This is a genomic window from Nocardioides sp. QY071 (assembly GCF_029961765.1).
Taxonomy (GTDB): Bacteria; Actinomycetota; Actinomycetes; order Propionibacteriales; family Nocardioidaceae; genus Nocardioides.
Window position 1 is genome coordinate 4,313,405 of the sequence record NZ_CP124681.1, and the last position, 24,606, is coordinate 4,338,010.

29 protein-coding genes are annotated in these 24,606 nt (G+C 71.8%); 5 read left to right on the top strand and 24 right to left on the bottom strand.

The features are described from left to right. Positions 1-44 precede the first annotated feature (44 nt). On the top strand, positions 45-2,195 hold the full coding sequence (locus tag QI633_RS20765) for a CDP-alcohol phosphatidyltransferase family protein (protein ID WP_282426945.1): 2,151 nt from the start codon (positions 45-47) through the stop codon (positions 2,193-2,195). Positions 2,196-2,248: 53 nt separating this feature from the next. After that, positions 2,249-2,635, top strand: a complete 387-nt coding sequence (locus tag QI633_RS20770) for a hypothetical protein (protein ID WP_282426946.1) — start codon at positions 2,249-2,251, stop codon at positions 2,633-2,635. Here QI633_RS20770 and QI633_RS20775 read toward each other — a convergent pair. Together QI633_RS20775 and QI633_RS20780 are read right to left on the bottom strand one after the other, a co-directional pair. Next, complete coding sequence (locus QI633_RS20775) at positions 2,612-3,292, bottom strand: zf-HC2 domain-containing protein (protein ID WP_282426947.1); 681 nt, start codon at positions 3,290-3,292, stop codon at positions 2,612-2,614. The two genes, QI633_RS20770 and QI633_RS20775, sit on opposite strands and share 24 nt — an antisense overlap. Further along, a complete protein-coding gene (locus tag QI633_RS20780) occupies positions 3,289-3,801 on the bottom strand; it encodes a sigma-70 family RNA polymerase sigma factor (protein ID WP_141797615.1) in 513 nt (170 codons plus the stop codon). The genes QI633_RS20775 and QI633_RS20780 overlap by 4 nt, the downstream gene beginning before the upstream one ends. 135 nt (positions 3,802-3,936) lie before the next feature. Between QI633_RS20780 and QI633_RS20785 the strand changes: the two genes are divergently transcribed. After that, positions 3,937-4,719: an exodeoxyribonuclease III gene (locus tag QI633_RS20785; RefSeq protein ID WP_282426948.1), complete on the top strand. Its 783-nt coding sequence runs from the start codon at positions 3,937-3,939 to the stop codon at positions 4,717-4,719. 213 nt (positions 4,720-4,932) lie between these two features. Here the strand turns inward: QI633_RS20785 and QI633_RS20790 are convergent, their stop codons facing one another. The 8 genes from QI633_RS20790 to QI633_RS20825 form a co-directional block, all read right to left on the bottom strand. After that, a complete protein-coding gene (locus tag QI633_RS20790; RefSeq protein WP_282426949.1) occupies positions 4,933-5,715 on the bottom strand; it encodes a glucosamine-6-phosphate deaminase in 783 nt (260 codons plus the stop codon). Next, positions 5,715-6,839: an N-acetylglucosamine-6-phosphate deacetylase gene (nagA, locus tag QI633_RS20795; protein WP_282426950.1), complete on the bottom strand. Its 1,125-nt coding sequence runs from the start codon at positions 6,837-6,839 to the stop codon at positions 5,715-5,717. Before nagA ends, QI633_RS20790 begins: the two co-directional genes overlap by 1 nt. Continuing rightward, positions 6,836-7,735 carry an ROK family protein gene (locus tag QI633_RS20800; RefSeq protein WP_282426951.1) on the bottom strand — a complete coding sequence of 300 codons (900 nt, stop codon included), beginning with the start codon at positions 7,733-7,735 and terminating at the stop codon, positions 6,836-6,838. The genes nagA and QI633_RS20800 overlap by 4 nt, the downstream gene beginning before the upstream one ends. Continuing rightward, on the bottom strand, positions 7,732-9,135 hold the full coding sequence (locus QI633_RS20805; RefSeq protein WP_282426952.1) for a glycoside hydrolase family 3 N-terminal domain-containing protein: 1,404 nt from the start codon (positions 9,133-9,135) through the stop codon (positions 7,732-7,734). Before QI633_RS20805 ends, QI633_RS20800 begins: the two co-directional genes overlap by 4 nt. Continuing rightward, positions 9,132-9,974: a carbohydrate ABC transporter permease gene (locus QI633_RS20810; protein WP_141797611.1), complete on the bottom strand. Its 843-nt coding sequence runs from the start codon at positions 9,972-9,974 to the stop codon at positions 9,132-9,134. The genes QI633_RS20805 and QI633_RS20810 overlap by 4 nt, the downstream gene beginning before the upstream one ends. Next, entirely contained in the window at positions 9,974-10,873 is a 900-nt protein-coding gene (locus QI633_RS20815) for a sugar ABC transporter permease (RefSeq protein ID WP_282426953.1), read from the bottom strand. The genes QI633_RS20810 and QI633_RS20815 overlap by 1 nt, the downstream gene beginning before the upstream one ends. Before the next feature lie 80 nt (positions 10,874-10,953). Continuing rightward, positions 10,954-12,240 (bottom strand): extracellular solute-binding protein, encoded by a 1,287-nt coding sequence (locus tag QI633_RS20820; protein WP_282426954.1) that lies wholly within the window; start codon positions 12,238-12,240, stop codon positions 10,954-10,956. Positions 12,241-12,270: 30 nt separating this feature from the next. Continuing rightward, the gene (locus QI633_RS20825; RefSeq protein WP_141797608.1) at positions 12,271-13,410 is read right to left on the bottom strand and encodes an ROK family transcriptional regulator; all 1,140 of its coding nucleotides are present in this window, start codon (positions 13,408-13,410) and stop codon (positions 12,271-12,273) included. 93 nt (positions 13,411-13,503) lie between these two features. Here QI633_RS20825 and ugpC point away from each other — a divergent pair, with 93 nt between their 5' ends. Next, positions 13,504-14,586 carry a sn-glycerol-3-phosphate ABC transporter ATP-binding protein UgpC gene (ugpC, locus tag QI633_RS20830; RefSeq protein WP_282426955.1) on the top strand — a complete coding sequence of 361 codons (1,083 nt, stop codon included), beginning with the start codon at positions 13,504-13,506 and terminating at the stop codon, positions 14,584-14,586. Between the two features lie 31 nt (positions 14,587-14,617). Next, complete coding sequence (locus QI633_RS20835; RefSeq protein WP_141797606.1) at positions 14,618-15,040, top strand: DUF6542 domain-containing protein; 423 nt, start codon at positions 14,618-14,620, stop codon at positions 15,038-15,040. Positions 15,041-15,047: 7 nt separating this feature from the next. Here QI633_RS20835 and QI633_RS20840 read toward each other — a convergent pair whose 3' ends face one another. The 14 genes from QI633_RS20840 to QI633_RS20905 form a co-directional block, all read right to left on the bottom strand. After that, positions 15,048-15,665, bottom strand: a complete 618-nt coding sequence (locus QI633_RS20840; protein WP_141797605.1) for an L-threonylcarbamoyladenylate synthase — start codon at positions 15,663-15,665, stop codon at positions 15,048-15,050. A gap of 2 nt (positions 15,666-15,667) precedes the next feature. After that, the gene (locus QI633_RS20845; protein ID WP_282426956.1) at positions 15,668-16,684 is read right to left on the bottom strand and encodes a 4-hydroxy-3-methylbut-2-enyl diphosphate reductase; all 1,017 of its coding nucleotides are present in this window, start codon (positions 16,682-16,684) and stop codon (positions 15,668-15,670) included. A gap of 89 nt (positions 16,685-16,773) precedes the next feature. After that, positions 16,774-17,355 (bottom strand): 50S ribosomal protein L17, encoded by a 582-nt coding sequence (gene rplQ / locus QI633_RS20850; RefSeq protein ID WP_282426957.1) that lies wholly within the window; start codon positions 17,353-17,355, stop codon positions 16,774-16,776. 69 nt (positions 17,356-17,424) lie between these two features. Continuing rightward, the gene (locus QI633_RS20855; RefSeq protein ID WP_141797602.1) at positions 17,425-18,447 is read right to left on the bottom strand and encodes a DNA-directed RNA polymerase subunit alpha; all 1,023 of its coding nucleotides are present in this window, start codon (positions 18,445-18,447) and stop codon (positions 17,425-17,427) included. 134 nt (positions 18,448-18,581) lie between these two features. Further along, on the bottom strand, positions 18,582-19,190 hold the full coding sequence (gene rpsD, locus QI633_RS20860) for a 30S ribosomal protein S4 (protein ID WP_141797601.1): 609 nt from the start codon (positions 19,188-19,190) through the stop codon (positions 18,582-18,584). 64 nt (positions 19,191-19,254) lie between these two features. Further along, positions 19,255-19,656 carry a 30S ribosomal protein S11 gene (rpsK, locus tag QI633_RS20865; RefSeq protein WP_038681087.1) on the bottom strand — a complete coding sequence of 134 codons (402 nt, stop codon included), beginning with the start codon at positions 19,654-19,656 and terminating at the stop codon, positions 19,255-19,257. A gap of 55 nt (positions 19,657-19,711) precedes the next feature. Beyond that, positions 19,712-20,086 (bottom strand): 30S ribosomal protein S13, encoded by a 375-nt coding sequence (gene rpsM / locus QI633_RS20870; RefSeq protein WP_036547929.1) that lies wholly within the window; start codon positions 20,084-20,086, stop codon positions 19,712-19,714. Positions 20,087-20,277: 191 nt separating this feature from the next. Continuing rightward, on the bottom strand, positions 20,278-20,391 hold the full coding sequence (rpmJ, locus tag QI633_RS20875) for a 50S ribosomal protein L36 (RefSeq protein ID WP_004008316.1): 114 nt from the start codon (positions 20,389-20,391) through the stop codon (positions 20,278-20,280). 42 nt (positions 20,392-20,433) lie between these two features. After that, entirely contained in the window at positions 20,434-20,655 is a 222-nt protein-coding gene (gene infA / locus QI633_RS20880) for a translation initiation factor IF-1 (protein WP_028656368.1), read from the bottom strand. Positions 20,656-20,823: 168 nt separating this feature from the next. Continuing rightward, positions 20,824-21,399: a hypothetical protein gene (locus tag QI633_RS20885; protein WP_282426958.1), complete on the bottom strand. Its 576-nt coding sequence runs from the start codon at positions 21,397-21,399 to the stop codon at positions 20,824-20,826. After that, positions 21,389-21,811, bottom strand: coding sequence for a hypothetical protein (locus QI633_RS20890; protein WP_282426959.1), 423 nt, complete (start codon positions 21,809-21,811; stop codon positions 21,389-21,391). The genes QI633_RS20885 and QI633_RS20890 overlap by 11 nt, the downstream gene beginning before the upstream one ends. Beyond that, a complete protein-coding gene (locus QI633_RS20895) occupies positions 21,808-22,881 on the bottom strand; it encodes a hypothetical protein (RefSeq protein WP_282426960.1) in 1,074 nt (357 codons plus the stop codon). Before QI633_RS20895 ends, QI633_RS20890 begins: the two co-directional genes overlap by 4 nt. Beyond that, positions 22,878-23,252, bottom strand: a complete 375-nt coding sequence (locus QI633_RS20900) for a hypothetical protein (RefSeq protein ID WP_141797597.1) — start codon at positions 23,250-23,252, stop codon at positions 22,878-22,880. The genes QI633_RS20895 and QI633_RS20900 overlap by 4 nt, the downstream gene beginning before the upstream one ends. A 59-nt stretch (positions 23,253-23,311) precedes the next feature. After that, positions 23,312-24,370: an LLM class flavin-dependent oxidoreductase gene (locus QI633_RS20905; protein ID WP_282426961.1), complete on the bottom strand. Its 1,059-nt coding sequence runs from the start codon at positions 24,368-24,370 to the stop codon at positions 23,312-23,314. Between the last annotated feature and the right edge of the window lie 236 nt (positions 24,371-24,606).

The window sequence follows — 24,606 nt, forward strand, 5'->3', positions numbered from 1 at the left end:
GTGCTCGTCGTACCCGGAGGTACAACCTAGGACACGGAGGTGCGATGGATCGGGTTCAGCTCGGACCGGCGAACCGGGTGACCGCGGTGCGCGCGGCTCTCGCGGTCGGCGTCGCCGCGCTCACCGTCCGCGGCCTCGCCGACCCGCTGTCCGGGCACCTCACGGCGGCGCTGGTGGCGCTCAGCGCGGTGGCCCTGGTGCTCGATGCCGTCGACGGGTACGTCGCCCGCCGCACCGGTACGGCGAGCGCGTTCGGCGCCCGTTTCGACATGGAGACCGACGCCTTCCTGATCGCCGTGCTCAGCGTGCACGTGGCCCCCCAGGTCGGCTGGTGGGTGCTCGCGATCGGCGCGATGCGCTACGCGTACGTCCTCGCCGGGTGGGTGCTGCCGTGGCTGCGCCGCGCGACCCCGCCGCGCTACTGGGCGAAGGTGGTCGCCGCGATCCAGGGCGTCGTGCTGACCGTCGCAGCGTCCACCCTGCTGCCCGATCCGGTGGTCCGCCTGGCCGTCGGCGCCGCCCTCGTGCTGCTCGTGGAGTCCTTCGGGCACGACGTGGTGTGGCAGTGGCGGCACCGCCACGATCCCGAGCCCGTCGCCCCGCCACCGGCGGGACTGGTCACCGCGACCGCCGCCCTCGCCGTCTGGCTCGCGCTCGCGCCGCCCCACGTCGCCGACGGGATCGGCCCGGCCGAGTTCGCCCGGATCCCCGTCGAGGGCCTGGTGCTGGCGGCGCTCGCGGTCGTGCTGCCGCCCCGGGGCCGGCACGTGCTCGTCGTGGCGCTCGGGCTCGTGGTCACCGCGCTCGCCGTGCTCCGCGGCCTGGGCCTCGGCTTCGACGTCTACCTCGGCCGCCCGTTCCACGTGCTCGGCGACTGGTCCTACCTGCCCAAGGGGTACGAGGTGGTCCGCGACACCCGCGGCGGTCTGCTCGCGATGCTCACGCTCGCGGGCGTGCTGGCGCTGGTCGCGGTACTGGCCGTCGTACTCACCTGGTCCGTCGGCCGGGTCGCCCGGGCCTCGGCCGCGCACCCGCGCCGGACCTGGCGCTCGGTGGCCGCGCTCGGCACGGTGTGGGTGGTCTGCGCCGCCTTCGGCTCCCCGGTCGACCATGTCGCCGCCGCGGGGTCCGCCGGGCTGGTCGTCGACACCGTCGACCAGGTCCGCGCCGACCGCCACGACACCGAGGTCTTCGCCCGTGAGCTCGCGACCGACGCGTACGCCGCCACGCCTGGTGACCGGCTGCTGCGGGGTCTGCAGGGCAAGGACGTGCTGCTGGTCTGGTTCGAGAGCTACGGCCGGATCGCGCTGGAGGGCAGCTGGTTCGCCCCCTCCGTCGTCGAGGTCCTCGCGCAGGGCAACCGTGACCTGGCCGCCGCCGGCTACCACTCCCGCAGCGCGTTCCTCACCTCGCCGACCTTCGGCGCCGGCAGCTGGCTGGCGCACGCGACCCTGCAGTCGGGCGCGTGGACGGACAGCGAGCGCCGCTACGGCCAGCTCCTGAGCAGTGACCGGCTCAGCCTCACCCGGGCCTTCGGCTCGGCTGGCTGGCGCACGGTGTTCGATGTACCGGCCAACACCCGCGACTGGCCCGAGGGCGCGGCGTACTACGGCTTCGACGAGCTCTACGACTCGCGCAATGTCGGCTACCGCGGGCCGGAGTTCGGGTACGCGCCGATGCCCGACCAGTACACGCTCGACCACCTCCGCCGCGTGGAGCTCACGCCCGGGACGCGGAAGCCGGTGTTCGCCGAGGTGGACCTGATCTCCAGCCACCACCCGTGGGCGCCGGTGCCGGAGCAGGTCCCGTGGTCCGAGGTCGGCGACGGATCGGTGTACGACGGCATGCCGGCGCGCGGCCGCGACGGCGTCGACGGCCGGCAGCACCCGCGCACGGCACAGTCGGACTACGCCGCGACGGTCCGCTACACGTGGCGCACCCTGATCTCGTTCCTGACCACCTATCCCGACCCGGACCGGGTGGTCGTCATCGTCGGCGACCACCAGCCGCACTCGTACGTCAGCGGTCGCGACCCCGGGCACGACGTGCCGATCACCGTGCTCGCGCAGGACCCGGCCGCCATGGCGCGGATCGACGGCTGGGGCTGGCAGCCCGGCATCCTGCCCTCCCCCGGCGCGCCGGTGTGGCGGATGGACACGGTGCGCGACAGGTTCCTGTCGGCGTACGCCGAGTGAACCGGATGCCCTTCTCCAGCGTGTTCCCCTCAAACGAGCGTGAGGAGCGCGCGATGGGCATCCGAGTGATCGGTGCACTGGCGGCCGCGGTGACCGCGGCGGTGCACCTGTACCTGTGGTTCGACGGCGTGCGTGACCAGGGCACGGTCGGGCAGCTGTTCGTGGTGAACGTGGTGGCGGGCGCGGTGATCGCGGTGCTCGTGGTCGCCTGGCGCAGCTGGGTCCCGCTGCTCCTGCTGGCCGGCCTCGGCGCCACGACCCTGCTGGCGTTCGTCATCGCCACGACCAGCGGGCTGTTCGGTATCCACACGACGTGGGACACCTGGTACGCGTGGCTGGCCGCGATCTCCGAGATCCTGGCGGTCGTGGTGGCGCTCGCCGCGGCGTCGGCGGAGGGCTGGTTCAGCTCGCTGCGATCACCGCGCCAGGCGAAGGACTGAGTAGCCCGACGCCGTACGGACCTCGACCGACGCGATGTCGTCGGGAGTCACGTCCGTCGCCATGGTGACGTGCACCTCCTGGCCGTCGGCCGTGCGCCAGGTGCCGACCTGCTCGGTCCGTCCGTCGGTCGCCGTCACCACGAGGACGTACGTCGCCGGGCCGGACACCGGCCCCTCGTAGGTGCAGGTCAGGTCGATCTGCGTGCCCCACCGGCGCTGGGTCAGCGAGACCCAGCCGGAGGACGGCGTGCCGAGTGCCTCCATCCGCTGGGCGGCGGCGACCTGCTGCTGGGGCTGGGGGTCCTCGCCCAGGGTGGTGCCGATCCCGACCGCGAGCAGCACCAGCAGCACGGCGGCCGCGGCCACGAACGAGCCGACGGCGACGCGACGCCGGCGCCGGACCCGGCGTACCTCCGCCGCCATCGCCGGCAGCAGGGTCGCGGGCACCGGCTCGGCCGGCTGCAGCTGCTCGACCGTCTCCAGCTGGACGCGCCCCAGCAGGCCGGGGATCCCGGCCAGGTCGCGCAGGGCGCGGGTGCACTCGGCGCAGCCGGGCAGGTGCCGCTCGTAGGCCGCCCGCTCCCCCGCCGCCAGCGCGCCGAGGACGTAGACGCCGTCGAGGTGGGCGAACTCGCAGGTCGTGCCGGGGTGGGTCATGACGCCACCCCCGTCTCCTCGAGGATCAGCCGCAGCGCGCGCAGGGCGTAGTGGGTGCGTGACTTCACGGTTCCTTCCGGGATCTCGAGGCGGCGGGCGGCCTCGGCCACCGACCGGCCCCGGTAGTAGCACTCGACGAGCACCGCGCGGTGGTCGTCGGACAGCTGGCGCAGGGCGTCGGCGACGACCCACGACAACAGCAGCTCGTCGGTCCGGTCGTCGGTCACCTCGGCGAGCGGCGGCTCGGCCGTCGCGAACTCCCGGGCGCCGCGCCGCGACCGCCACTCGTCGATCACGATGTTGCGGGCGACCGTGAACAGCCACGAGCGCACCGACCCGCGGGACTCGGTCAGCACCGCGGCGTTGCGCCAGGCGCGCAGCATCGTCTCCTGCGCGACGTCCTCCGCCCGGGCCCGGTCGTTGCCGGTCAGGTGCAGGCAGAAGCCCCACAGGGCCGCCGCGTGGTCGTCGTACAGCAGCCGCATGGCTGTGGCCCGGTCTTCGGTCATCCGCACCTCCCGGCCGGGGATACGACGAGGCGGTCCGGTCGGTTCAATGCGCGCGCGGAGAGGACCACCCCGGCGATGCACGCCGGCCCGGCTCCCCGCCGTACGCGGTCCATGCCTGCAGATTAGGGTTGCCCGGTGCGACTGGCCACCTGGAACGTCAACTCCCTGCGCACGCGGATCGACCGCGTGGAAGCCTTCCTCGACCGCCACGACATCGACGTGCTCGCCGTCCAGGAGACCAAGGCCCGCGAGGAGCAGCTGCCGCTGATGGGCCTGCAGGCGCGCGGCTACGAGATCGCCGCCCACGGCCTCAACCAGTGGAACGGCGTCGCGATCCTGAGCCGGGTCGGCCTCGACGACATCACGGTCGGCTTCCCCGAGCAGCCCGGCTTCGGCGAGGCGCTGGAGGTCGAGGCCCGGGCGCTCGGCGCGACCTGCGGCGGCGTACGGGTGTGGAGCCTGTACGTCCCCAACGGCCGCAAGCCCGACGACCCGCACTACGTCTACAAGCTGGACTGGCTCTCCCGGCTGCGCGCTGCGGCGGAGTCATGGCTGGACACGCCGACCGCCCTGGTCGGCGACTGGAACATCTGCCCCACCGACGATGACGTCTTCGACGTCACCCAGTTCAAGAACTCCACCCACGTCACGCCCGCCGAGCGCACCGCCTTCCAGGCCTTCCTCGACGGCGGCTGGTCCGAGGTCACCCGCTCCTACGCCCCCGGCTACACCTACTGGGACTACTACCGTCAGCGCTTCGAGCGCGACCGCGGCCTCAAGATCGACTTCGTCCTCGGCTCCGCGTCCCTCGCCGAGCGGGTCACCGGTGCCTTCATCGACCGCGAGGAGCGCGACCCCGCCGTCTTCCCGGGTGCCCCCTCCGACCACGCGCCGGTGGTCGTCGACCTGGCGGACTGAGCGCGGGTCGGCCGCTTGTAACTAAGGGTTACGTCACGATTTCGGGGGTCAGAGCACCCCGGTAGTAGCCACAGCACCCGGGTAGCTGAATCGATGGGGTTCGCGGCGTCAGCAACACCACGAACGTGTGACGCGATCATCCACCCGGGTGCTGTGGCTACTACCCGGGCGTTGTTGCACCGGAATTCGCGCAGTAACCCTTAGTTACAAGGGCTACAGCCCCTGCCAGGCCGGCTTGGCGTCGTACACCTCGCGGTAGTGGTCCCGCCGGGTCAGCCCCGTCGCAGCAGGACCGTCGCACAACACCGTGACGTGGGGGTGCAGCTGCAGCACCGAGGCGGGGCACGAGGCGGAGACCGGGCCCTCGACGGCGGCGGCGAGCGCGGCCGCCTTGGCGGCGCCGGTGGCGAGGAGCAGTAGGTGGCGGGCTCGCAGGATGGTGCCGAGGCCCTGGGTGAGCACGTGGCGCGGGACCTCGTCGATCGAGCCGAAGAAGCGGGCGTTGTCGCGCCGGGTCTCCTCGGTCAGCGTCTTGAGGCGGGTCAGCGAGGCGAGCGAGGAGCCGGGCTCGTTGAAGGCCAGGTGGCCGTCGGAGCCGATGCCGAGGATCTGTACGTCGACGCCGCCCGCGGCGACCAGCGCCTCCTCGTAGCGAGCACCAGCGGTCGGCAGCCCGGCCAGCTCGGGCGAGGGCCCCTGCACGCGGTCGGCCGGGATGCCGAGCGGGTCGGTGAGCTCGCGGGCGATGGTGGCGCGGTAGCTCTCGGGGTGCCCGGCCGGGAGGCCGACGTACTCGTCGAGGGTGAAGCACCGCACCCCGTCGTACGACGGACCGAGACCCGCGTCGTACCGGCGGATCAGCTCCCGGTACGTCGGCAGCGGGGTCGACCCCGTCGCCAGCCCGAGCACGGCACCGCCCGCGCGGACCGCCGCCTCGACCACGTCCGCGCCCAGCGCGGCGACCTCGTCGGCCGAGGCCAGCGGCACGACCTCCATCAGCCCTCTCCCTCCAGCACTCCCAGCGATCCGTGCAGCAGCCGGCCGCCCACGATGGTGGCGACCACCTCCAGGTCGTCGTCGACGAGGGTCAGGTCGCCGCGCGCACTGGTGTGCAACCGCCCGCGCGAGGCGTCGCCGACCAGGTCGGCGGCGACGGTCGTGCAGCACCCGACGACGTCGGCCAGCGACCACCCGGTTGCCGATCGCAGCACCCGCAGGCACTCCGGCAGCGAGGCGGCCGAGCCGGCGAGGGTGCCGTCCTCGAGCCGCACCGTCCCCTTCCGTACGACGACCGCCTGGTCCCCGAGCCGGGACGGCCCCTCCGGCATGCCGAGCGCGGCCGTGCAGTCCGTGACGGCCAGCAGCCGCGACGGGCCGAGCGCGCGGGCCCAGGCGGCGAGGGTGGTCGGGTGCAGGTGGTGGCCGTCGGCGATCACGCCCGCCACCAGCCGTGGGTCCGCCAGGCCGGCTCCCACCGGCCCCGGCGCGCGGGCGGCCATCGCGGGCATCGCGTTCCCGAGGTGTGTCAGCGACCGGGCGCCGCGCTCGACGGCCGCGGCCACCTGCTCTGCACTCGCCTCGGTGTGCCCGACCGCGACCAGCACACCGGCGGAGACCAGCGTCGAGATCACGTCGAGCGCGCCCCGCAGCTCCGGGGCGATGGTCACCATCGTCACGCCCGCCTCGCGCGACCAGCCCGTCACGACCTCGGCGGAGGGCGGGACCAGCCAGGCCGCGGGGTGCGCGCCCTTGCGGGCCGGCGCGATCATCGGCCCCTCGAAGTGCAGGCCGAGCGGCCACGCTCCCGCCCAGCCCTCGGGCGGGCCGGCGGCCAGCGTCTCCATCGCCACCGACCGGGCAGCGGGCGAGGAGGTGATGATCGTCGGCAGGAACGCGGTCACGCCGTACCTCGGCAGTGCCGCCGCCACCTCCCACAGCCGCGTCGGCTCGAGGGTGAGGTCAATGCCGGCCGCGCCGTTGACCTGGAGGTCGATGAGCCCGGGCAGGACGTGCAGTCCACTGGCGTCGTACGCCGGGCCGTCCGCGGGCCCGGACGCCACCGCGCCGTCCACGATCGTCACGTCGACCGATCCCTCGACCACCCGCAGCGAGCCGGTCACGACGCCCCCAGCAGGGCGGCGCCGAGGGCGGCGACCGGCCGGTCGAGCGGCGCCAGCCGCAGTCGTCCGGCGAGGTCGAGCGAGCGCAGGAAGGGCGATGCCGCGGCCTGCTCGGCCAGCGCGTGCGCGACGGCGACCCGCAGCCGCTCGCCGACCTGCGCGACCCCGCCACCGAGCACGACGACCGCGGGGTCGACGGTCAACGCGACCAGGCGTACGGCGTCCGCGACCCGGGCCGCGAACCGGTCCCGCACCACCGCGGCCTCCACCGAGCCGGCAGCCGCGGCGTCGAACAGTGCCTGCGCCGCGGGCTGCCCGTGGCCCGGCCACAGGGCGGCGATCGCCGAGCCGGAGGCGACCGTCTCGAGGCAGCCGACCTGACCGCACTCGCAGCGCGGACCCGCCGGGTCGACGGGGATGTGTCCGATCTCGCCGGCCGCGTTGCGCGATCCCCGCCGCAGTGCGCCGTCGAGGACCAGGGCCGCGGCGAGGCCGGTGCCGAGGCTGAGGTACCCGAGGTCGGTCTCCCCCAGCAGCGCCGCGGCGCCGAGGGCGGCGGCGTTGGCGTCGTTGTCGAGCACGATCCGGGCGCCGGTGGCCGCGGCGAGCCGTTCGCCGAAGGGGTACCCGTCGACCACGCCGAGGTTCACCGCGTGCCGCACGGTGCCGTGCCCGACGTCCACCAGGCCAGGGATCCCGACCCCGACCACGCCCGTCCCGAGCCCGCCGGCTGCCGCCCGCAGCTTCTCGACCACCTCGGTCGCCGTCGCGACCACCTGGTCGCCGCCGGTCGGGCTGGTGACCCGCACGGACGCGAGCACCTCGCCCTCCGCCGACGCCACGACCCCGAGGATCTTGGTGGCCCCGATGTCCAGACCCATGAGCACGCCGCTCACCTGCTCCAACCCGCCTCTCGAAGAAGTCCTCCCACCGCCGCGATCGACGGCTGCCCGTTGCCGCGGGTGCAGATCCGCGCGTGCGACGCGTCCTCCCACCCGGTCCGGGGGCCGGGCCAGCCCCACTCGACCACGACCAGCGGCCCCGGGTGCGCGGCCAGCGCGGCCGCCACCTCGGGGCGCCGGTGCGCATCCCTGACCTGTACGACGACCGGTCCGGACGGCAGCGCCGCCCCGGCGTCGACGACCACGTCGGGCGACAGTCCCCATCGCCCCGCACCGACCGCGATGTTCGCCTCGGTCTCCACGCTCACGACGCGAGCGCCGGCCAGGTCCGGCAGCTGACCCTCGATCTCGCACGCCTGCCGGGCCGCCGCCACCAGGGCCTCGGGCTCCGGCAGCACCCCGGGCACGCCGCCGGCACGCCGGATCCGCCCCGCCCGCGCCGCGGCCTCGACCAACCGGGCGGCGGGCAGCCGCCCGGACTCGACCGCGGCCACGACCGCCGCCTGGACCTCGCGCACCAGGGACGCGGGCTTGTCGGGACCGATGCAGAGCAGGTCGCAGCCGGCGGCGAGCGCGCGCACCGCCGCCTCGGGGATCCCGCGGCCGGCAGAGGCCCCCGCCATGTCGAGCGCGTCGCTGACGATCGCGCCGTCGTAGCCCAGGTCGTCGCGCAGCAGCGACAGCACCGGCGCCGACAACGTCGCCGGGAGGTCGGGATCCACCGCCGGGACGAGGATGTGCGAGGTCATCACGGATGCCGCACCGGCCTCGACCGCGGCCGCGAAGGGCACCAGCTCCCGCCCCCGCACCAGCGATGCCTCAGCAGGGAGGACCGGCAGGGTCAGGTGACTGTCCTGACCGGTGTCGCCGTGCCCGGGGAAGTGCTTCACGCAGGCCGCGACACCGGCCTCCTGCAGCCCCGACACCCACGCGACCACGTGCCGCGCCACCAGCACCGGGTCGGCACCGAAGCTGCGGGTGCCGATCACCGGGTTGTCGGGGTTGCTGTTGACGTCGGCGACCGGGCCGAGGGCGAGGTCGATCCCGACGGACGCGAGCTCCGCGCCGACCGCGAGGCCGACCGACCGGGTCAACGCCACCGAGTCCACGGCGCCCAGCACCGCCGCGCCGGGCACCGGGCTCGCCGTGCGCGTGTGCAGGCGGGTGACGTCGCCGCCCTCCTCGTCCGTGGCGACCAGCGCCGACGGCCGGCAGGACCGGATCTCCCGCACCAGCTCGGCGACGGAGTCGAGGGTGCCGGTCAGGTTGGAGCCGAACAGGCAGATCCCGCCGAGACCCTCCTCCAGCAGCCGCGCCCACTCCTCGGTGAGCGCCGGGCCCGCGAAGGACGCCAGCTGCACCTCGAGCGCGAGGCGCCCGACACCGGCATTCATCCCTTCACCGCGCCCGCGGTCAGGCCGGTCACCATCCGGCGCTGGACCAGCAGGAAGAACACGATGACCGGGATCGTGATCAGCGTCGACGAGGCCATGATCGCGCCCCAGTCGACGCCGCGGCTGCGCGCGTCGGTGAACGCCACCAGCCACACCGGCAGCGTCTTGCTGCCCGGGTCGGTCATCACGACCACGGCGAGCGTGAACTCGTTCCAGGCCTGGATGAAGCCGAAGACGCCGGTGGCCACCAGGCCCGGCGCGAGCAGCGGCAGGGTCACCCGGAAGAACGCCCCCGTGCGCGAGCAGCCGTCCATCATGGCGGCCTCCTCGAGCTCGCGCGGCACCCCGTCGACGAACCCGCGCAGGGTCCACACGGTGAACGGCAGCACGCCCGCGACGTACACCAGCGTCAGGCCGACCACCGAGTTGAGCAGGCCCATCCCGTCGAGCATCTTGTACTGGCTGATGAACAGCGCCTCGGCCGGGATCATCTGGATGAGCAGCAGCGTGAGGATGAAGGTACGCCGCCCGCGGAACCGGAACCTGCTCACGGCGACCGCCGCCAGGAAGGCGAACAGGATCGCCACGACCACGGTCAGCAGGGTGACGCTGAGGCTGGTCACCATCGCGTCGCCGAAGCCGTCGTTCCCGAGGACCTTGCGATAGTTGGCGAGGGTCCCGTGCCACGGGAACAGCACCGGGTCCTCGCCCTTGATCCGGTTGCGCGGCAGGAACGAGCGACTGACCATCCAGTAGACCGGGAACACGCAGGCGAGCAGGACCAGGATGCCGACCAGGTCGGCGCCGATCCGCACCGCTATGGGCGTACGGCGAGCCATCAGTCGTCCTCCTGCTTGATCATCAGCCGGACGTACGGCGCGGTCAGCACGACCGTCAGCACGAGCATGAACATCGCTGCGGCCGCGGCCGTGCCGAAGTCCCCGCCCTTGATGCCGAGCGTGTAGATGTAGGTGCCCAGCAGGTTGGTGTCGGTGCTGACCCCGCCGGCCTTCTGGAGGGTGTAGATCTGGGTGAACACCCGCAGGTCCCAGATCACCTGCAGCAGGACGACGACCAGCAGCACCGGCCGGATCGCCGGAAGCACGACGTGGACGAACCGCTGCCACGGCGTGGCGCCGTCGATCTCGGCGGCCTCGACCACGTCCTCGGGGACCTGGGTCAGCGCGGCGTACAGCGTGAACACGACGAAAGGCACGCTCATCCAGACGACGATGATCGTGGCGACCAGGAAGAACGACCACGGGTCGAGCAGCCAGCCGTGGCCCTCGAAGTCGCCGCCCGCCTTGGTGAGCAGCCAGTTGACGACGCCGTACTCGGTGTCGAACAGGAACTGCCACACGGTCATCGCCGCCACGACCGGCATCGCCCACGCCAGCAGGAGCCCGCACTGGGCGAGGATCCGCACCGGCCGGCTCATCCGCGCCATCAGCAGCGCCAGGCCCAGCCCGATCGCGAAGGTGAGGCCGGCGTTGACGAAGCAGAACGCGATCGTGCGGAGCACGACGACCCACAGCTGGCTGTCGGTCAGCAGGTCGACATAGTTGTCCAGGCCGTTCCAGGCCGGCGGCCGGCCGAACTGCTGGGCCAGCCCGAACTCCTGCAGCGACAGCACCACCTGGCGCACCAGCGGGTAGCCGAGCGCGAGGGCCAGCAGCGTGGCCGCGGGAAGCACGAGGCCCAGCGGGAGGCTGGTACGACGAGCGGCGGGGCGGGGCACGACATTCCTCTCGGGGGCAGGGGCGGACGGCACGGTGTCCGGCCGACTGGGGGTCGGCCGGACACCGTCGATCATGTCGCTCAGTTGAGCTCGGCGTCGATCTGCTCGTCAGCGGCGGCCGCTAGCTTCTTCACGTCGCCGCCCTGCGCGATCTTGCTGTAGAGGTCCTCGAGCACGAACTTGCCCTCGACGGTGGCCCAGTTGGCGGCCGGCGGGGTGAGCTTGGCGTTCGACGCGGCCGCGATGGTGGCCTGGGCGAACTCGTCGTCGCCGAGCTTGGCGGCGTACGACTCCCGGGCCGGAGTGAGGCCGGCCTCGGCGAGGATCGTCTGGTAGTCCTCGCTCAGCATCAGCGAGACGACGTCGCGCGAGAGGTCCTGGTTGGGCGACTTCGCGGAGATCGCGATGTTGGAGCCGCCCAGGAGCACCGGAGCGGGCTCGCCGTCGCTGCCCGGGAGGGCGAAGACGCCGACCTGCTCGGCGAGGTCGGGGCAGCCGCTCTCGGGATCGGTGAGCATCCCCTCGACCCAGCCGGGGCGCGACATCATGCCGATCTTGCCGGCGCAGAAGGGAGTGACCGGGTCGGACTCGTTGGCGTCGGCAGGAGCACCGGAGGCCGAAGCGTAGAGGTCCTGGAAGGTCTCCAGGCCCTTGATCGAGTCCGGCGTGGACAGCGTCGCCTTCCAGCCGTCCCCGTCGGGCTCGGCGAAGTCGCCGCCGGCGTCCCACAGGAACGCCGCGCCGTCGCGCCAGTCCTTGCCGGGCAGCCAGTAGCCCGAGAAGTCGGCCTGTCCGCTGTCCTGCTTGAGCTTCTTCGCAGCGGCGATGAAGTCGGCCATCGTCGCCGGGACCTCGGTGATGCCGGCCTTCTCGAAGAGGTCCTTGCGGTAGAAGACGTACGTCGAGCCCGCGTAGTAGGGCACCGCATAGGTCTTGCCGTCGACCGATCCGGCCTCGACGAAGCCGGGCAGCAGGTCGTCGCCGCCGAGGTCGGGGAGGTCGCCGCTGAGGTCGCTGAACGCGCCCACGGTGGTGAACGTGGCGGCCTGGGTGTTGCCGACCTCGACCACGTCGGGGGTCTGGTCGGCGGAGGTGAGCGCGGTGGTGAGCCGCTCGACGAGGCCTTCCCACTCCTGCTGCTCGATCGTGAGGGTGGAGCCGGGGTGCTCCTTCTCGAAGGTCTCCTTGAGCCACGTCCGGGCGGAGTCCGGGGTGTCGGCGCCGTTGAGCCACACCGTGATCTCGGCCTTGTCGGGGCCGCCGCCGGCGTCCTCCTTGTCGGAGCCGCAGGCACTGGTCACGCCCAGCAGGGCGGTGATGGCTGCGACGGCCACGCTCTTCGTGGCCAGGGTCTTGTTGAGTCGCACCGCTAGTTTCCCTTCGATCTTCCTCATGGTTCAGGACACCCCCAGCTCGCCGGCGAGCACCACGCCCGTGGCTCCGGCGAGCACGCCGTCGTCGCCGAGGGACGACGTACGGACGACGAACTGCTGGGCCGACACCGGCATCACCCGGTCCCGGACCGCTTGCTCGGCCACGCGGGCCAGCGGCTCGACCAGGTCGGCCGGTCCGCTGAGCACCACCTCGCCGAGGTTGAGCGTGGCCACGACCGGCGCGAGCGCCTGGCCGAGGCGGGCGCCCGCGTCGGCGAGCACCGCGTCGACACCGGTACCCGCGGCAGAGGCGGCGGCGAGCTCGCGCCGCAGCCGGGGTACGGCGAGGTAGGTCTCCAGGCAGCCCGGCCGGCCGCAGCCGCACAGCGGGCCGTCCGGGTCGACCTGGACGTGGCCGATCTCGCCGGCGGCCCCGCCCTGCCCGTGCAGCAGAGCGCCGTTGATCACCAGGCCGGCACCGAGACCGGTGCTGAGCCGGAGGAGCAGCAGTCCGCCCTCGCCGCGACTGCCGAACACGAACTCCCCCATCACGGCGGTGTTCGCGTCGTTGGCGACGTAGACCGGCAGGTCCAGCCTGGCTGCCAGGTCGTCGGCCAGGTGCAGGTCGTGCCAGCCGAGGTTGGGCGCGTCGAGGACGACGCCCTCGGGCGTGACCACGCCGGGCGTCGCGACCGCGACCCCGAGCAGCGGGCGGCTGCTCCGCGCGATCAGGTCGGCGGCGAACTCCCGCACCAGCGCCACCGCGTCGGCACCGGTGCGCCCCTCACGCGGCCGGGCGTCGCGGAGCACGACCTGGCCCTCGAGGGTGAGGACCGCGCCGGCCACCTGGTCGTCGACGGACAGGTCGATGGCGACCACGTGCTTGGCGTCGGCGACCAGCCCGACCAGGGTCGGCGGCTTGCCCACGCGGCTCTCGCTCGGCGTACCGAGCTCCTCGACCAGGCCCTCACCCAGCAGCTCGGCGACCAGGTCGGACACCGTGACCCGGGTCAGACCGCTGCTGCGGGCCAGGTCCGCACGACTGGCCGGGCCGGCCGCGAACAGCTCCTGGAGCAGCATCGAGCGGTGGTGGCGACGGGAGTCGGCACGGTCGAGCTTGATCCGCTCTCGGGGCGACCGGGAGGTCGGGCTGCGCCAGGACATGTTTGTTAGTTCAGCACACTTACATATACCCTCGCAAGGGCAGAATGCGATCCAGGTCACAGTGATTCGCACGGACCCAGTCGAGGAGCAGCGATGGCCAGCATCACCTTCGAGGGCGCGCAGCGGTGGTACGCCGGCGCGGACGCCCCCGCCGTACCCGGCATCGACCTCGTGGTCGAGGACGGCGAGTTCCTCGTCCTGGTCGGGCCCTCGGGCTGCGGCAAGACCACCACCCTACGGATGCTCGCGGGCCTCGAGGAGGTCGACGCGGGCCGGATCCTGATCGGCGAGCGCGACGTCACCCGGCTCGCTCCCAAGGACCGCGACATCGCGATGGTCTTCCAGAGCTATGCGCTCTACCCCCACAAGACGGTGCGCGAGAACCTCGGCTTCGCGCTCAAGATCGCCAAGGTCGAGCGCGCGGAGCGCGAGCGCCGGGTCGCCGACGCGGCCGCCCTGCTCGGCCTCACCGACCTGCTCGACCGCAAGCCCAAGCAGCTCTCCGGCGGCCAGCGGCAGCGGGTGGCGATGGGCCGCGCGATCGTCCGCTCCCCCCAGGTGTTCTGCATGGACGAGCCGCTGTCCAACCTCGACGCCAAGATGCGGGTGCAGACCCGCAGCGACATCGCCCGGCTGCAGCGCGAGCTCGGCGTCACCACCGTCTACGTCACCCACGACCAGGTCGAGGCGATGACCATGGGCGACCGGGTGGCCGTGATGGACGGCGGCGAGATCCAGCAGGTCGACGCACCCCTCGCGCTCTACGACCGTCCCGCCAACCTGTTCGTCGCCGGCTTCATCGGCTCGCCGCAGATGAACCTGATGAGCGCCAAGCCCGGCGGTGACGACGGCCTCACGATCGGCGGGTACGCCGTCCCCCTCGACCCGCGCACCCGCGCCGCCCTCACCCCCGAGGTGACCGTCGGCGTGCGTCCCGAGGCCTGGCAGCTCGTCGAGCCCGGCGCGGGCATCCCGGTCCGGGTCAGCCTGGTCGAGGAGCTCGGCTCGGACGGCTTCGCCCACGGCACCGCCGACCTCGGCGACGGCACCGCCGACCTCGCCGTACGACTCCCCTCGCGCGGGCACGTCGGGCCCGACGACGTGCTCCACGTCGCGGTCCCCGCGGGCGCGGCGCACGTCTTCGACACGGTCAGCGGACGACGCCTCAGTCCCTGATTCCGTCGGAGGGATGTCCTAGCGTGGAGGGGTGAGCAGCGCGACGCGCCAGCAGCACCGGACCCTGTGGGAGGAGGGCCATCGTCCCGGCCGGGAGGTGGCCTCGCTGGTGGTCGCTCTCCTGCTCAGCGCGACCGTGCTCGACCTGGTGCTCTCCGAGGGACTCGGGCTGTTCTTCGACCTGGCGTTCGTGTCGCTGTGCGTGGGCGCCGCGCTCGCCGTCCGACCGCTCGACTTCTTCCTGGTCGGCGTGCTGCCGCCGCTGGCGATGGCCTTGGTCGTGCTGCTGCTCGCCATCAGCGACCGCGACAGCATCGCCCGCGCCGACGACGGTCTGGTCCAGGCCGTGCTGGCCGGGCTCTCGCGCCACGGCATCGCCCTCGCGCTCGGCTATGCCGCCTGCCTGGGCCTGCTCGCGCTGCGCCGCTCGTTCGTCGAACGGCACCCCCGCTGAGCGCCGGTCAGAACCGGTCCGGGTCCCCCGCGCCGCGCCGGATCACCTCGGGGTAACCCTCGGACCAGTCGACGACGGTGGTCGGCTCGGGCTTGACCTCGCCGGCCTCGACGACGATGTCGACCTCGTGGTCGAGGTCCTCCTTGATCTCCCAGCCCATGGTCCGCGGCTCGGTCTCGCCGGGCAGGATCAGCGTGGAGCTGAGCAGCGGCTCACCGAGCTCCTCGAGCAGTGCCTGCACGAAGGTGTTCTCGGGGATGCGTACGCCGACGGTCTTCTTCTTCGGGTGCAGCAGCCGCTTCGGCACCTCCGGCATCGCGGTCAGGATGAACGTGTAGGGCCCCGGGGTCGCCGATCGGATCGCCCGGAACGCGGAGTTGTCGACGTGGACCAGCTGGCCGAGCTGCGAGAAGTCGCGGCACATCAGGGTGAAGTGGTGCTTGTCGTCGAGGCCGCGGATCTTGAGGATCCGGTCGCGGCCCTCGCGGTTTCCGATCCGGCAGCCCAGCGCGTAGCCGGAGTCGGTCGGGTACGCGATCAGCGCGTCGTCCTGCAGCGCGGCGACGATCTGCTGCAGAGTGCGCGGCTGCGGGTTGTCCGGGTGGACGTCGAGGTAGCGGGCCATGCTCAGAGCCGGACCGCGGTCTTGGTGCTGCGCCCGGCGGCCTTGAGGTCGCGGTGCAGCTCCTTGGGGAGCGAGAAGGCGAGGGTCTCCTCGGCTGTCTGCACCGCGCGGGCATCCGGGTAGCCGCGCTCGGCGAGATGGGCCAGGACCTCGGTGACGAGGTGGTCGGGGACCGAGGCGCCCGAGGTGACGCTGACCGTCGCGGCGCCGTCGAGCCAGGACTCGTCCAGCTCGGACACGTCGTCGATGCGGTACGACGCCTTGGCGCCGGCCTCGAGCGCGACCTCGACCAGGCGCACCGAGTTGGAGGAGTTGGCCGAGCCCACCACGATCACCAGGTCGGCGGCCGCGCCGATCTCCTTGACCGCGACCTGGCGGTTCTGGGTGGCGTAGCAGATGTCGTCGCTGGGCGGGTCCTCGAGCTGCGGGAACTTGGCCCGGAGGCGGCGTACGGTCTCCATGGTCTCGTCGACACTCAGCGTGGTCTGGGAGAGCCAGGCGAGCTTCGCGTCGGCGGGGAACTCCAGCTTCGCGACGTCGTCGGGGTGCTCGACCAGGACGGTCTGCTCGGGCGCCTCGCCCGCGGTGCCCTCGACCTCCTCGTGGCCCGCGTGCCCGATGAGCAGGATGGTGTAGCCGTCGGCGGCGAAGCGGACCGCCTCGCGGTGCACCTTGGTCACCAGCGGGCAGGTCGCGTCGATGGTCTTCAGGTCGCGCTCGGCGGCCTCGCTCACGACGGCCGGGGAGACGCCGTGGGCGGAGAACACCACCCGGGCCCCGGCCGGGACCTCCTCGAGCTCCTCGACGAAGATCGCGCCCCGGGCCTCGAGGTTGGCCACGACGTGCTTGTTGTGGACGATCTGCTTGCGGACGTAGACGGGCGAGCCGTAGAGGTCCAGCGCCTGCTCGACGGTGACGACCGCGCGGTCGACGCCGGCGCAATAGCCGCGGGGAGCCGCGAGCAGCACCTCCCGCTCGGAATCCTCGAGCAGGCGCGGCGTCCCCAGGTCGATCGTCATGGTTCCAGTCTACGGAGGCCGCGCCGACGACGGGAAAAGCACGACGGCCCGCCACCCTCGCGGGTGACGGGCCGTCGGAGAGCCTGGGCTCAGGCCTTGTCGGCGTCCTCGGCGGACTCCTCGGCGGGCGCCTCCTCGGCAGCCTCCTCGGTGCCCTCCTCGGTGACGTCGGCCTCGGCCTCGGGGGCCTCGACCTCAGCGGCCTCGGTCTCCTCGACCTCGGTCACCTCGGCCTCGGGGGCCTCCTCGACCGGAGCGGCCGGAGCAGCCTTGGCAGCCTTGGGAGCGGCCGGCGTGAACGCCTCGGTGACCAGCTCGATGACCGCCATGGGGGCGTTGTCGCCCGCACGGTTGCCGATCTTGGTGATCCGGGTGTAGCCACCCGGACGGTCGGCGAAGGTCGGCGCGATGTCCGCGAACAGGGTGTGCACGACACCCTTGTCGCGGATGTCCTTGAGGACCTCGCGGCGCTGGTGCAGCGGGTTCTCGCCGGCGTGGGCCTTCTTCGCCTTGGTGATCAGCTTCTCGGCGTAGGGACGCAGCGTGCGCGCCTTGGCCTCGGTGGTCGTGATCCGGCCGTGCTCGAAGAGCGAGGTGGCCAGGTTCGACAGGATGAGGCGCTGGTGCGCGGCGCTACCGCCGAGGCGGGGGCCCTTCTTGGGCTTGGGCATTGCTTCTCTCGATTCTCCCCGGCCGTGTCAGGTACCGGGGTAGGTGTGTCCCGGGTGGGACGGATCAGATCAGAACTCCTCGGACTCGATGAACGACTCGTCGTCGTCCTCGTCGTCCGAGTAGTTGGCCAGGGCGGCCGACGGGTCGAAGCCCGGGGCGCTGTCCTTGAGGGACAGACCCATCTCGTGGAGCTTGGCCTTGACCTCGTCGATGGACTTCGCACCGAAGTTGCGGATGTCCAGCAGGTCCTGCTCCGAGCGGCTGATGAGCTCACCCACGGTGTGGATGCCCTCGCGCTTGAGGCAGTTGTAGGACCGCACGGTCAGCTGGAGGTCCTCGACCGGGAGGGCGAGGTCCGCGGCGAGCTGCTCGTCGACGGGCGAGGGGCCGATGTCGATGCCCTCGGCCTCGACGTTGAGCTCGCGGGCCAGGCCGAAGAGCTCGACCAGCGTCTTGCCGGCCGACGCGATGGCGTCGCGGGGCAGGATCGACGGCTTGGTCTCGACGTCGATGACGAGCTTGTCGAAGTCGGTGCGCTGCTCGACACGGGTGGCCTCGACCTTGTAGGTCACCTTGAGGACCGGGCTGTAGATCGAGTCGACCGGGATCCGGCCGATCTCGTTGTCGGCGCCCTTGTTCTGGACGGCCGAGACGTAGCCGCGGCCGCGCTCCACGACGAGCTCGAGCTCGAGCTTGCCGTTGTCGGAGAGGGTGGCGATCTTCAGGTCGGGGTTGTGGACCTCGACGCCGGCCGGCGGCGCGATGTCGGCACCCGTGACGTCACCGGCACCCGACTTGCGCAGGTACATGGTGACCGGCTCGTCGTGCTCGGAGGAGACGACGAGGCCCTTGAGGTTGAGGATGATCTCGGTGACGTCTTCCTTGACGCCCTCGATGGTCGAGAACTCGTGGAGGACGCCGTCGATCTTGATGCTGGTGACCGAGGCACCGGGGATCGAGGAGAGGAGGGTACGACGCAGCGAGTTGCCGAGCGTGTAGCCGAAGCCGGGCTCGAGGGGCTCGATGACGAAGCGCGACCGGAACTGGTCGACGGTCTCCTCCGACAGGGTGGGGCGCTGTGCGATGAGCACTTGTTTCGTTCCTTTCCGGGCCGACCGCTATATGAGGACCCAGACGTGGTGCGGATGGAGAAGAGGGTCTGCGGTATGACGCGTGCCCGCCCCGGCTCCTCACGTGGTGAAGGTGGACCGGGACGGGCTCGCGATCACTTCTTGGAGTAGTACTCCACGATGAGCTGCTCCTGGATCGGCATGTCGATCTGCTCGCGCACGGGGACCTGGTGGACCAGGACGCGCATGCGGTTCGGGAGCGCCTCGAGCCAGGCCGGCACGATCCGCTCGCCGTGGGTCTCGCGAGCCACGATGAACGGGGTCATCTCGAGCGACTTCTCGCGCACGTCGATGATGTCGTACTGGGTGACCTGGAACGACGGGATGTCGACCTTCTTGCCGTTGACCAGGAAGTGACCGTGGGTCACCAGCTGGCGGGCGTGGCGGCGCGTGCGGGCGAAGCCGGCACGGTAGACCACGTTGTCGAGACGGCACTCGAGGAGCTGGAGCAGGTTGTCGCCGGTCTTGCCCTGGCGACGCGCAGCCTCCTCGTAGTAGCGGTGGAACTGCTTCTCCAGCACGCCGTAGGTGAAGCGGGCCTTCTGCTTCTCCTGCAGCTGGTTGCGGTACTCGCTCTCCTTGACCCGCGCGCGGCCGTGCTGGCCCGGGGGGTAGGGGCGCTTCTCGAAGGCAGCGTCGCCGCCGACGAGGTCGACGCCGAGACGGCGCGACTTCTTGGTCAGGGGTCCGGTGTAACGGGCCATTGAAGTTCTCCTTTAAGTCTTTTCCGGTGGTTGAGGAGGTCGCGCAGCGACCGTCTCGAAACCCTCAGACGCGACGGCGCTTCGGCGGGCGGCAGCCGTTGTGCGGGGCGGGGGTCACGTCCTGGATGGTGCCGACCTCGAGGCCGATCGCACCCAGCGAACGGATCGCCGTCTCGCGGCCCGAGCCCGGGCCCTTGACGAAGACGTCGATCTTCTTCATGCCGTGCTCCATCGCCCGACGGCCAGCGGCCTCGGCGGCCATCTGAGCGGCGTACGGGGTGGACTTGCGGGAGCCCTTGAAGCCGACGGTGCCGGCAGAGGCCCACGAGATCACCGCACCGGTCGGGTCGGTGATCGTGACGATCGTGTTGTTGAACGTGCTCTTGATGTGGGCCTCGCCCTGAGCGACGTTCTTCTTCTCCTTGCGGCGCACCTTCTTGGCGCCCGCGCGAGCCTTGGGAGGCATGCGTTATCTCCTTGAGAAAGCTGGTCGTGAGGCAGTGTCGAGCCGGAGGCTCAGATCACTTGGCCTTCTTCTTGCCGGCAACCGTGCGCTTCGGGCCCTTGCGGGTGCGAGCGTTGGTCTTGGTGCGCTGACCGCGGACCGGAAGGCCCATGCGGTGACGGCGACCCTGGTAGCTGCCGATCTCGATCTTGCGGCGGATGTCGGCCTGAACCTCGCGACGGAGGTCACCCTCGATCTTGAAGTTCGCCTCGATCTCGTCGCGGAGCTTGACCAGCTCCTCGTCACCCAGCTCGTGCACGCGGAGGTCCGGGCTGACGCCGGTGGCCTCCAGCAGCTGCTGGGCGCGGGTACGGCCGATGCCGTAGATGTAGGTGAGAGCGACCTCGATGCGCTTGTCGCGCGGCAGGTCCACTCCGACGAGGCGAGCCATGACGGCTCCTTTCGAACAGTTGCGGTGGTGTGGTCGTGATGCGTCCGGGCGGTTCGTTCGTTGCACCCAGCTCCGGCCATCCGCACCGGAGGTGGTTCGCCGTCGTGCGACGGCTAAGCGATCACGTTGATGAGTTATTCAGTTGTGTCTCGAGACGGTCGCTGCGCGACCTCCTCGACAACCAGCCGGGCTCAGCCCTGGCGCTGCTTGTGGCGCGGGTTCTCGCAGATCACCATGACGCGGCCGTGGCGACGGATCACCTTGCACTTGTCACAGATCGGCTTCACGCTCGGGTTGACCTTCATGTCAGCCCTTTCTTGCTAGTGGCGGAACAGGTGAGCGGTGGCTCACTTGTAGCGGTAGACGATCCGGCCGCGCGAGAGGTCGTACGGCGAGAGCTCCACCACCACGCGGTCCTCGGGGAGGATCCGGATGTAGTGCTGGCGCATCTTGCCGCTGATGTGAGCCAGGACCTTGTGGCCGTTGCTCAGCTCGACGCGGAACATGGCGTTCGGAAGGGCCTCCACGACGGAGCCCTCCATCTCGATGACGCCTTCTTTCTTCGCCATGTCTCACAATCTGCTCGGGGATGTTGTGTCTACCGGTGGTCCGGGAACCTCTCGTGCGCCCGCGGGCGACCGAGTGGACCTCGTGGGCCGTGCACCACACACAGAACCCACGTTGGACCGACACGCCAGTCTATGTGCTGGCGACAACGAACTCCCAATCGACGCGGCTCAGCCGGTCGGGACGGCGTAGGCGTCGGCGATCCGGGCGGCGGTGTCGACCAGTCGCGCCCGCTCGAGCGTGAGCCCGCCCCCGGTGGCGCCGGCCGAGACGACGACGTGCAGGCCCTCGTCCCCGGTGAGGGAGACCAGGTCGACCTGCACCTGGGTCCCGGGGTCCTCCGTGACGACCATCCGGGCGGGGGCGCCGCCGGGCAGCGTGGTCTCCTCGACCGTCGGCGCCGGGTCGCGGTCCGCGAACACCTGGTTGGCCGCGACGTCGAGGTCGCCGTCGGCCCCGGTCAGCGGCGCCCACTCCACCACGAGGAGGGTGTCGCCGAGGTCGGTGGCCGAGCACGACGTACCGCCGTCGTCGGTGGGGTCCGCCTCGACCTGCAGGGGTACGCCGAGCCACTCCCCCAGGTCGGCGTCGCTCACCCGCTCGCAGCCGAAGGCCGTGGCGGCCGGCGAGGGGGTCGGCGTCGGCGTGGCCGAGGGCCGCGACGACGGCTCGTCGTCGGCGGAGCAGCCGGCGACGCCGAGGACCGCGACCACGAGGGCGGCGGCGAATCGGGTCTCAGCGCGCACGACCGGCCCCGTCGTCCCCGTCGTCCCCGTCGTCGGCGGCCAGCCGGGCCACCTCGGCGGCCAGGCCCCGGCCCTGCGCGGCCATCGCCGTGAACAGCAGCCGGGTCCCGCCGTCGTGGTCCGAAGGGCGGACCCACACGTCGGTCCAGGTCAGCCGGCCCTCGTGCACCCGGCGGTGCAGGGAGCGCAGCACAAGCGGCGCGTCCTCGGCACCGGCGATCGCCTCGAAGAGCGCGACGGTCGTCGGGTCGATGCCCTCGGCGAGGCGGCGCTCCTCACCCTCGGCGGCGAGGTCGTCGACGACGTCGAGGACCTCGGCGAGGCGCCGGTCGACGTCGACGGACGCGAGGTCGAGCAGGCTCGCGCCGCGCTCGTCGGGCGGCGGCGCAGAGGCGTCGTAGTGCCCGGTCATCGGCTCGGCAGGGGGTCGTCGTTGGTGGTCGTGGTGATCATCCAGCCCGGGGCGCCGTTCTCGGGGGTCCAGCCGGGTGGCCGCCCCTGCCCCGGGCCGTTGTTGGTCGGGTCGCAGTCCGGGTCGTAGTAGGGCTCGGTGTAGTCGGAGTCCTCGACCAGGTCTCCGGACGCGGAGTCGAGGTTCTCCTCGGCCGCGCCGCCGTCCTTGCCGAAGTCGGGAAGGATGTCCTCGATCTTCTCCCGGATCTTCGCCGGGTCGATGTCGGGGGCCTCGCCCAGCGGCGTGCCGAGGTCGACCGACGGGAGGGCCTGGACGAAGTCGAGGATCTCCTTGAACGCCTTGATCCGCTCGCCCTGGGTGCGGCACCACTCCTCGACGGCGTCCTTGAGGTCGAAGCAGGCGTTGATCGTGTTGATGACGTACTCCACGTCGTCGATGACCTCGGTGATCGCGCCCAGCCCCTTGTCGATGAGGTCCTGGGCCAGCGACAGGGCGCCCCACCAGCCGCGACCCCAGCGCGCCAGCTTGGTGGAGAGCCGGAGCAGCCGCTCGCCGAGCTCGACCAGCGCCTTCTCGACCCGGATCGCGATCTTCTCGGAGATCCGGGCGACGTAGTCGAAGACGACCGAGCCCTTGGACACCACCCCGCCCATGCCCCGCACCGCGAGGTCGTACAGGCCGAGCTGCGCGCCCATCGTGACGCCGACCTCACCACCGATCGTGAGCGCCTGGTTGAGGCCGATCACGCCGAAGTTGTGGCCCCAGGTCTTCATCGCCGTGCCGAAGGTCTGGCAGGCCTCGGCGTTCTGCTTGATCCGCAGGTAGTCCCCGGAGAGGGGGTAGACGACGTACTGGTCGAGGCTCGTGGTCGGCAGGGACGGGATCGGCCGGCCCAGGCCGACGCTGTCAGCCACACCGTTGACCCAGTCGATCGCCGAGTTGCACGCGTCGCGCACGGTGTCGAACGTCTCCGAGGCGGTGATGAACGCCGGGTCGTGGCCCTTGCCGCGGCTCTGCTCCGCCGGCGCGTCGAGCGGGAGCTCCTCCTCGATCGTCTTCCAGGTCATTTCGAGTCCACCAGGTCGAGGTAGGCCTGCAGGAACGCGTGCAGCTGCTGGCCGTCGGCCGTCTCGTAGTCCTTGGCCGACAGGGCGACCGCCGCCGTCAGGCTCTTCCACCGCTCCTGGAAGCCGGTCTTCACGTCGTCGATGACGCCGCTGCACTCCTTGAGCGCGTCGGAGATCGGCTTGAGCACGCTGACGCCGGTCAGCGGGATCTCGTACTCGAACGCCGTCGAGTTGAACACCTCGTCGGTCGCGTACGTCGCGACGTCCTCGATCTGACCGCCGACCGTGTCCATGTCGGTCAGCAGGCGCTGCATGAGCTCCCACTTGATCCACATGACGCCGATCTCCGCGGGTGTCTTCCCGCCCCCCATGTTCCGCTCCTGCCCGAGTCGATGTCGTCCGAGGACCAGCGTGACCGCGAGAGCCCGGTTCAAACCCCGGCAGTGGCCCCCAGGAGCTCGAGGGTACGCACCCGGGCCGGCGAGGTCCGCGGGTCGGTGCCGCGGTGGGCGCCGGCGACCGGGTTCACCATCACCTCGTCGACGCCGTACGACGCCGCGAGGTCGGCCAGCTCTTTCCGGGCACCTGCGGCGTCGCCGATCACCCAGCGCTGCCGCATGGCGTCGACCAGGCCCTCGTGGGCCTCGGGCAGTCCTGCCTCGACGATGGTCTCGGCGTCCTCGACGGTGCGCTGGGCGACCAGCGGCTGGCCGGTGCGCAGGGCGAGCATCTGCAGCAGCTGGGGCAGCGCCAGCCGCTGCGCGTCCTCGGCGGTGTCGGCGACCGACGCGTTGACGGTGAGGAAGGTGCGCGGCTCCGCCAGCTCCGGCGACGGCTGGAAGCTCGAGCGGTAGAGCTCGAGCGCCTCCGCGGTGCCGGAACCGGAGAAGTGGTGCGCGAACACGTACGGCATGCCCTTGGCGGCAGCCAGGCGCGCGGAGTAGTCGGAGGAGCCGAGCAGCCAGATCTGCGGCACCGACTGCGCCGCCGGCGTCGCCCTGAGGACGTGCTGTGAGCCGCGCAGGGCCAGCCCGACCCCGGCCGGCTCCATCATGGCGAGCACGTTGTCGACGTACTCCGGGAAGCGGGTGACCGCCTCGTCGCTGACCCCGCCCGCGCCGTGGCGCAGCGCCCAGCTGGTGACCGGGTCGGTGCCGGGCGCGCGGCCGATGCCCAGGTCGATCCGGCCCGGGAAGGCCGCCTCGAGCAGCGCGAACTGCTCGGCGACCACCAGCGGTGCGTGGTTGGGCAGCATCACGCCGCCCGAGCCGACGCGGATCCGCTCGGTCGCCGACGCGACCAGGCCGATGACCACCGGCGGGTTGGTCGCCGCGACGGCCGGCATGTTGTGGTGCTCGGCGAGCCAGAAGCGGCGGTAGCCGAGCCCGTCGGCCGCACGCGCCAGGTCCAGGGTCGCCGCGAGGGCGTCACCGGTGGACTGGTCGCTGCGGACGGGGACGAGGTCGAGGACGGAGAGCGCGAGAGACATCACCCCTGACAAGGCTTTTCGGCCCTCGGTCATTCCCGATTGTGGGTCGGGATGGGCGCGGGGTGGGCGCGGGGTTGATGCGTCTCGTGACCGACTCACGGTGTTTGTTTTGGCGCTCGCTGCGCTCGCGCATGTCGCGCGCCCTTTTGCGCGTGATCTTCCCTCGCTGCGCTCGCTTCCTCGCTGGCGCTCGGTCGCTCGCTCCACTCAGTCCAGATCACGCGGGGCGCCCGACG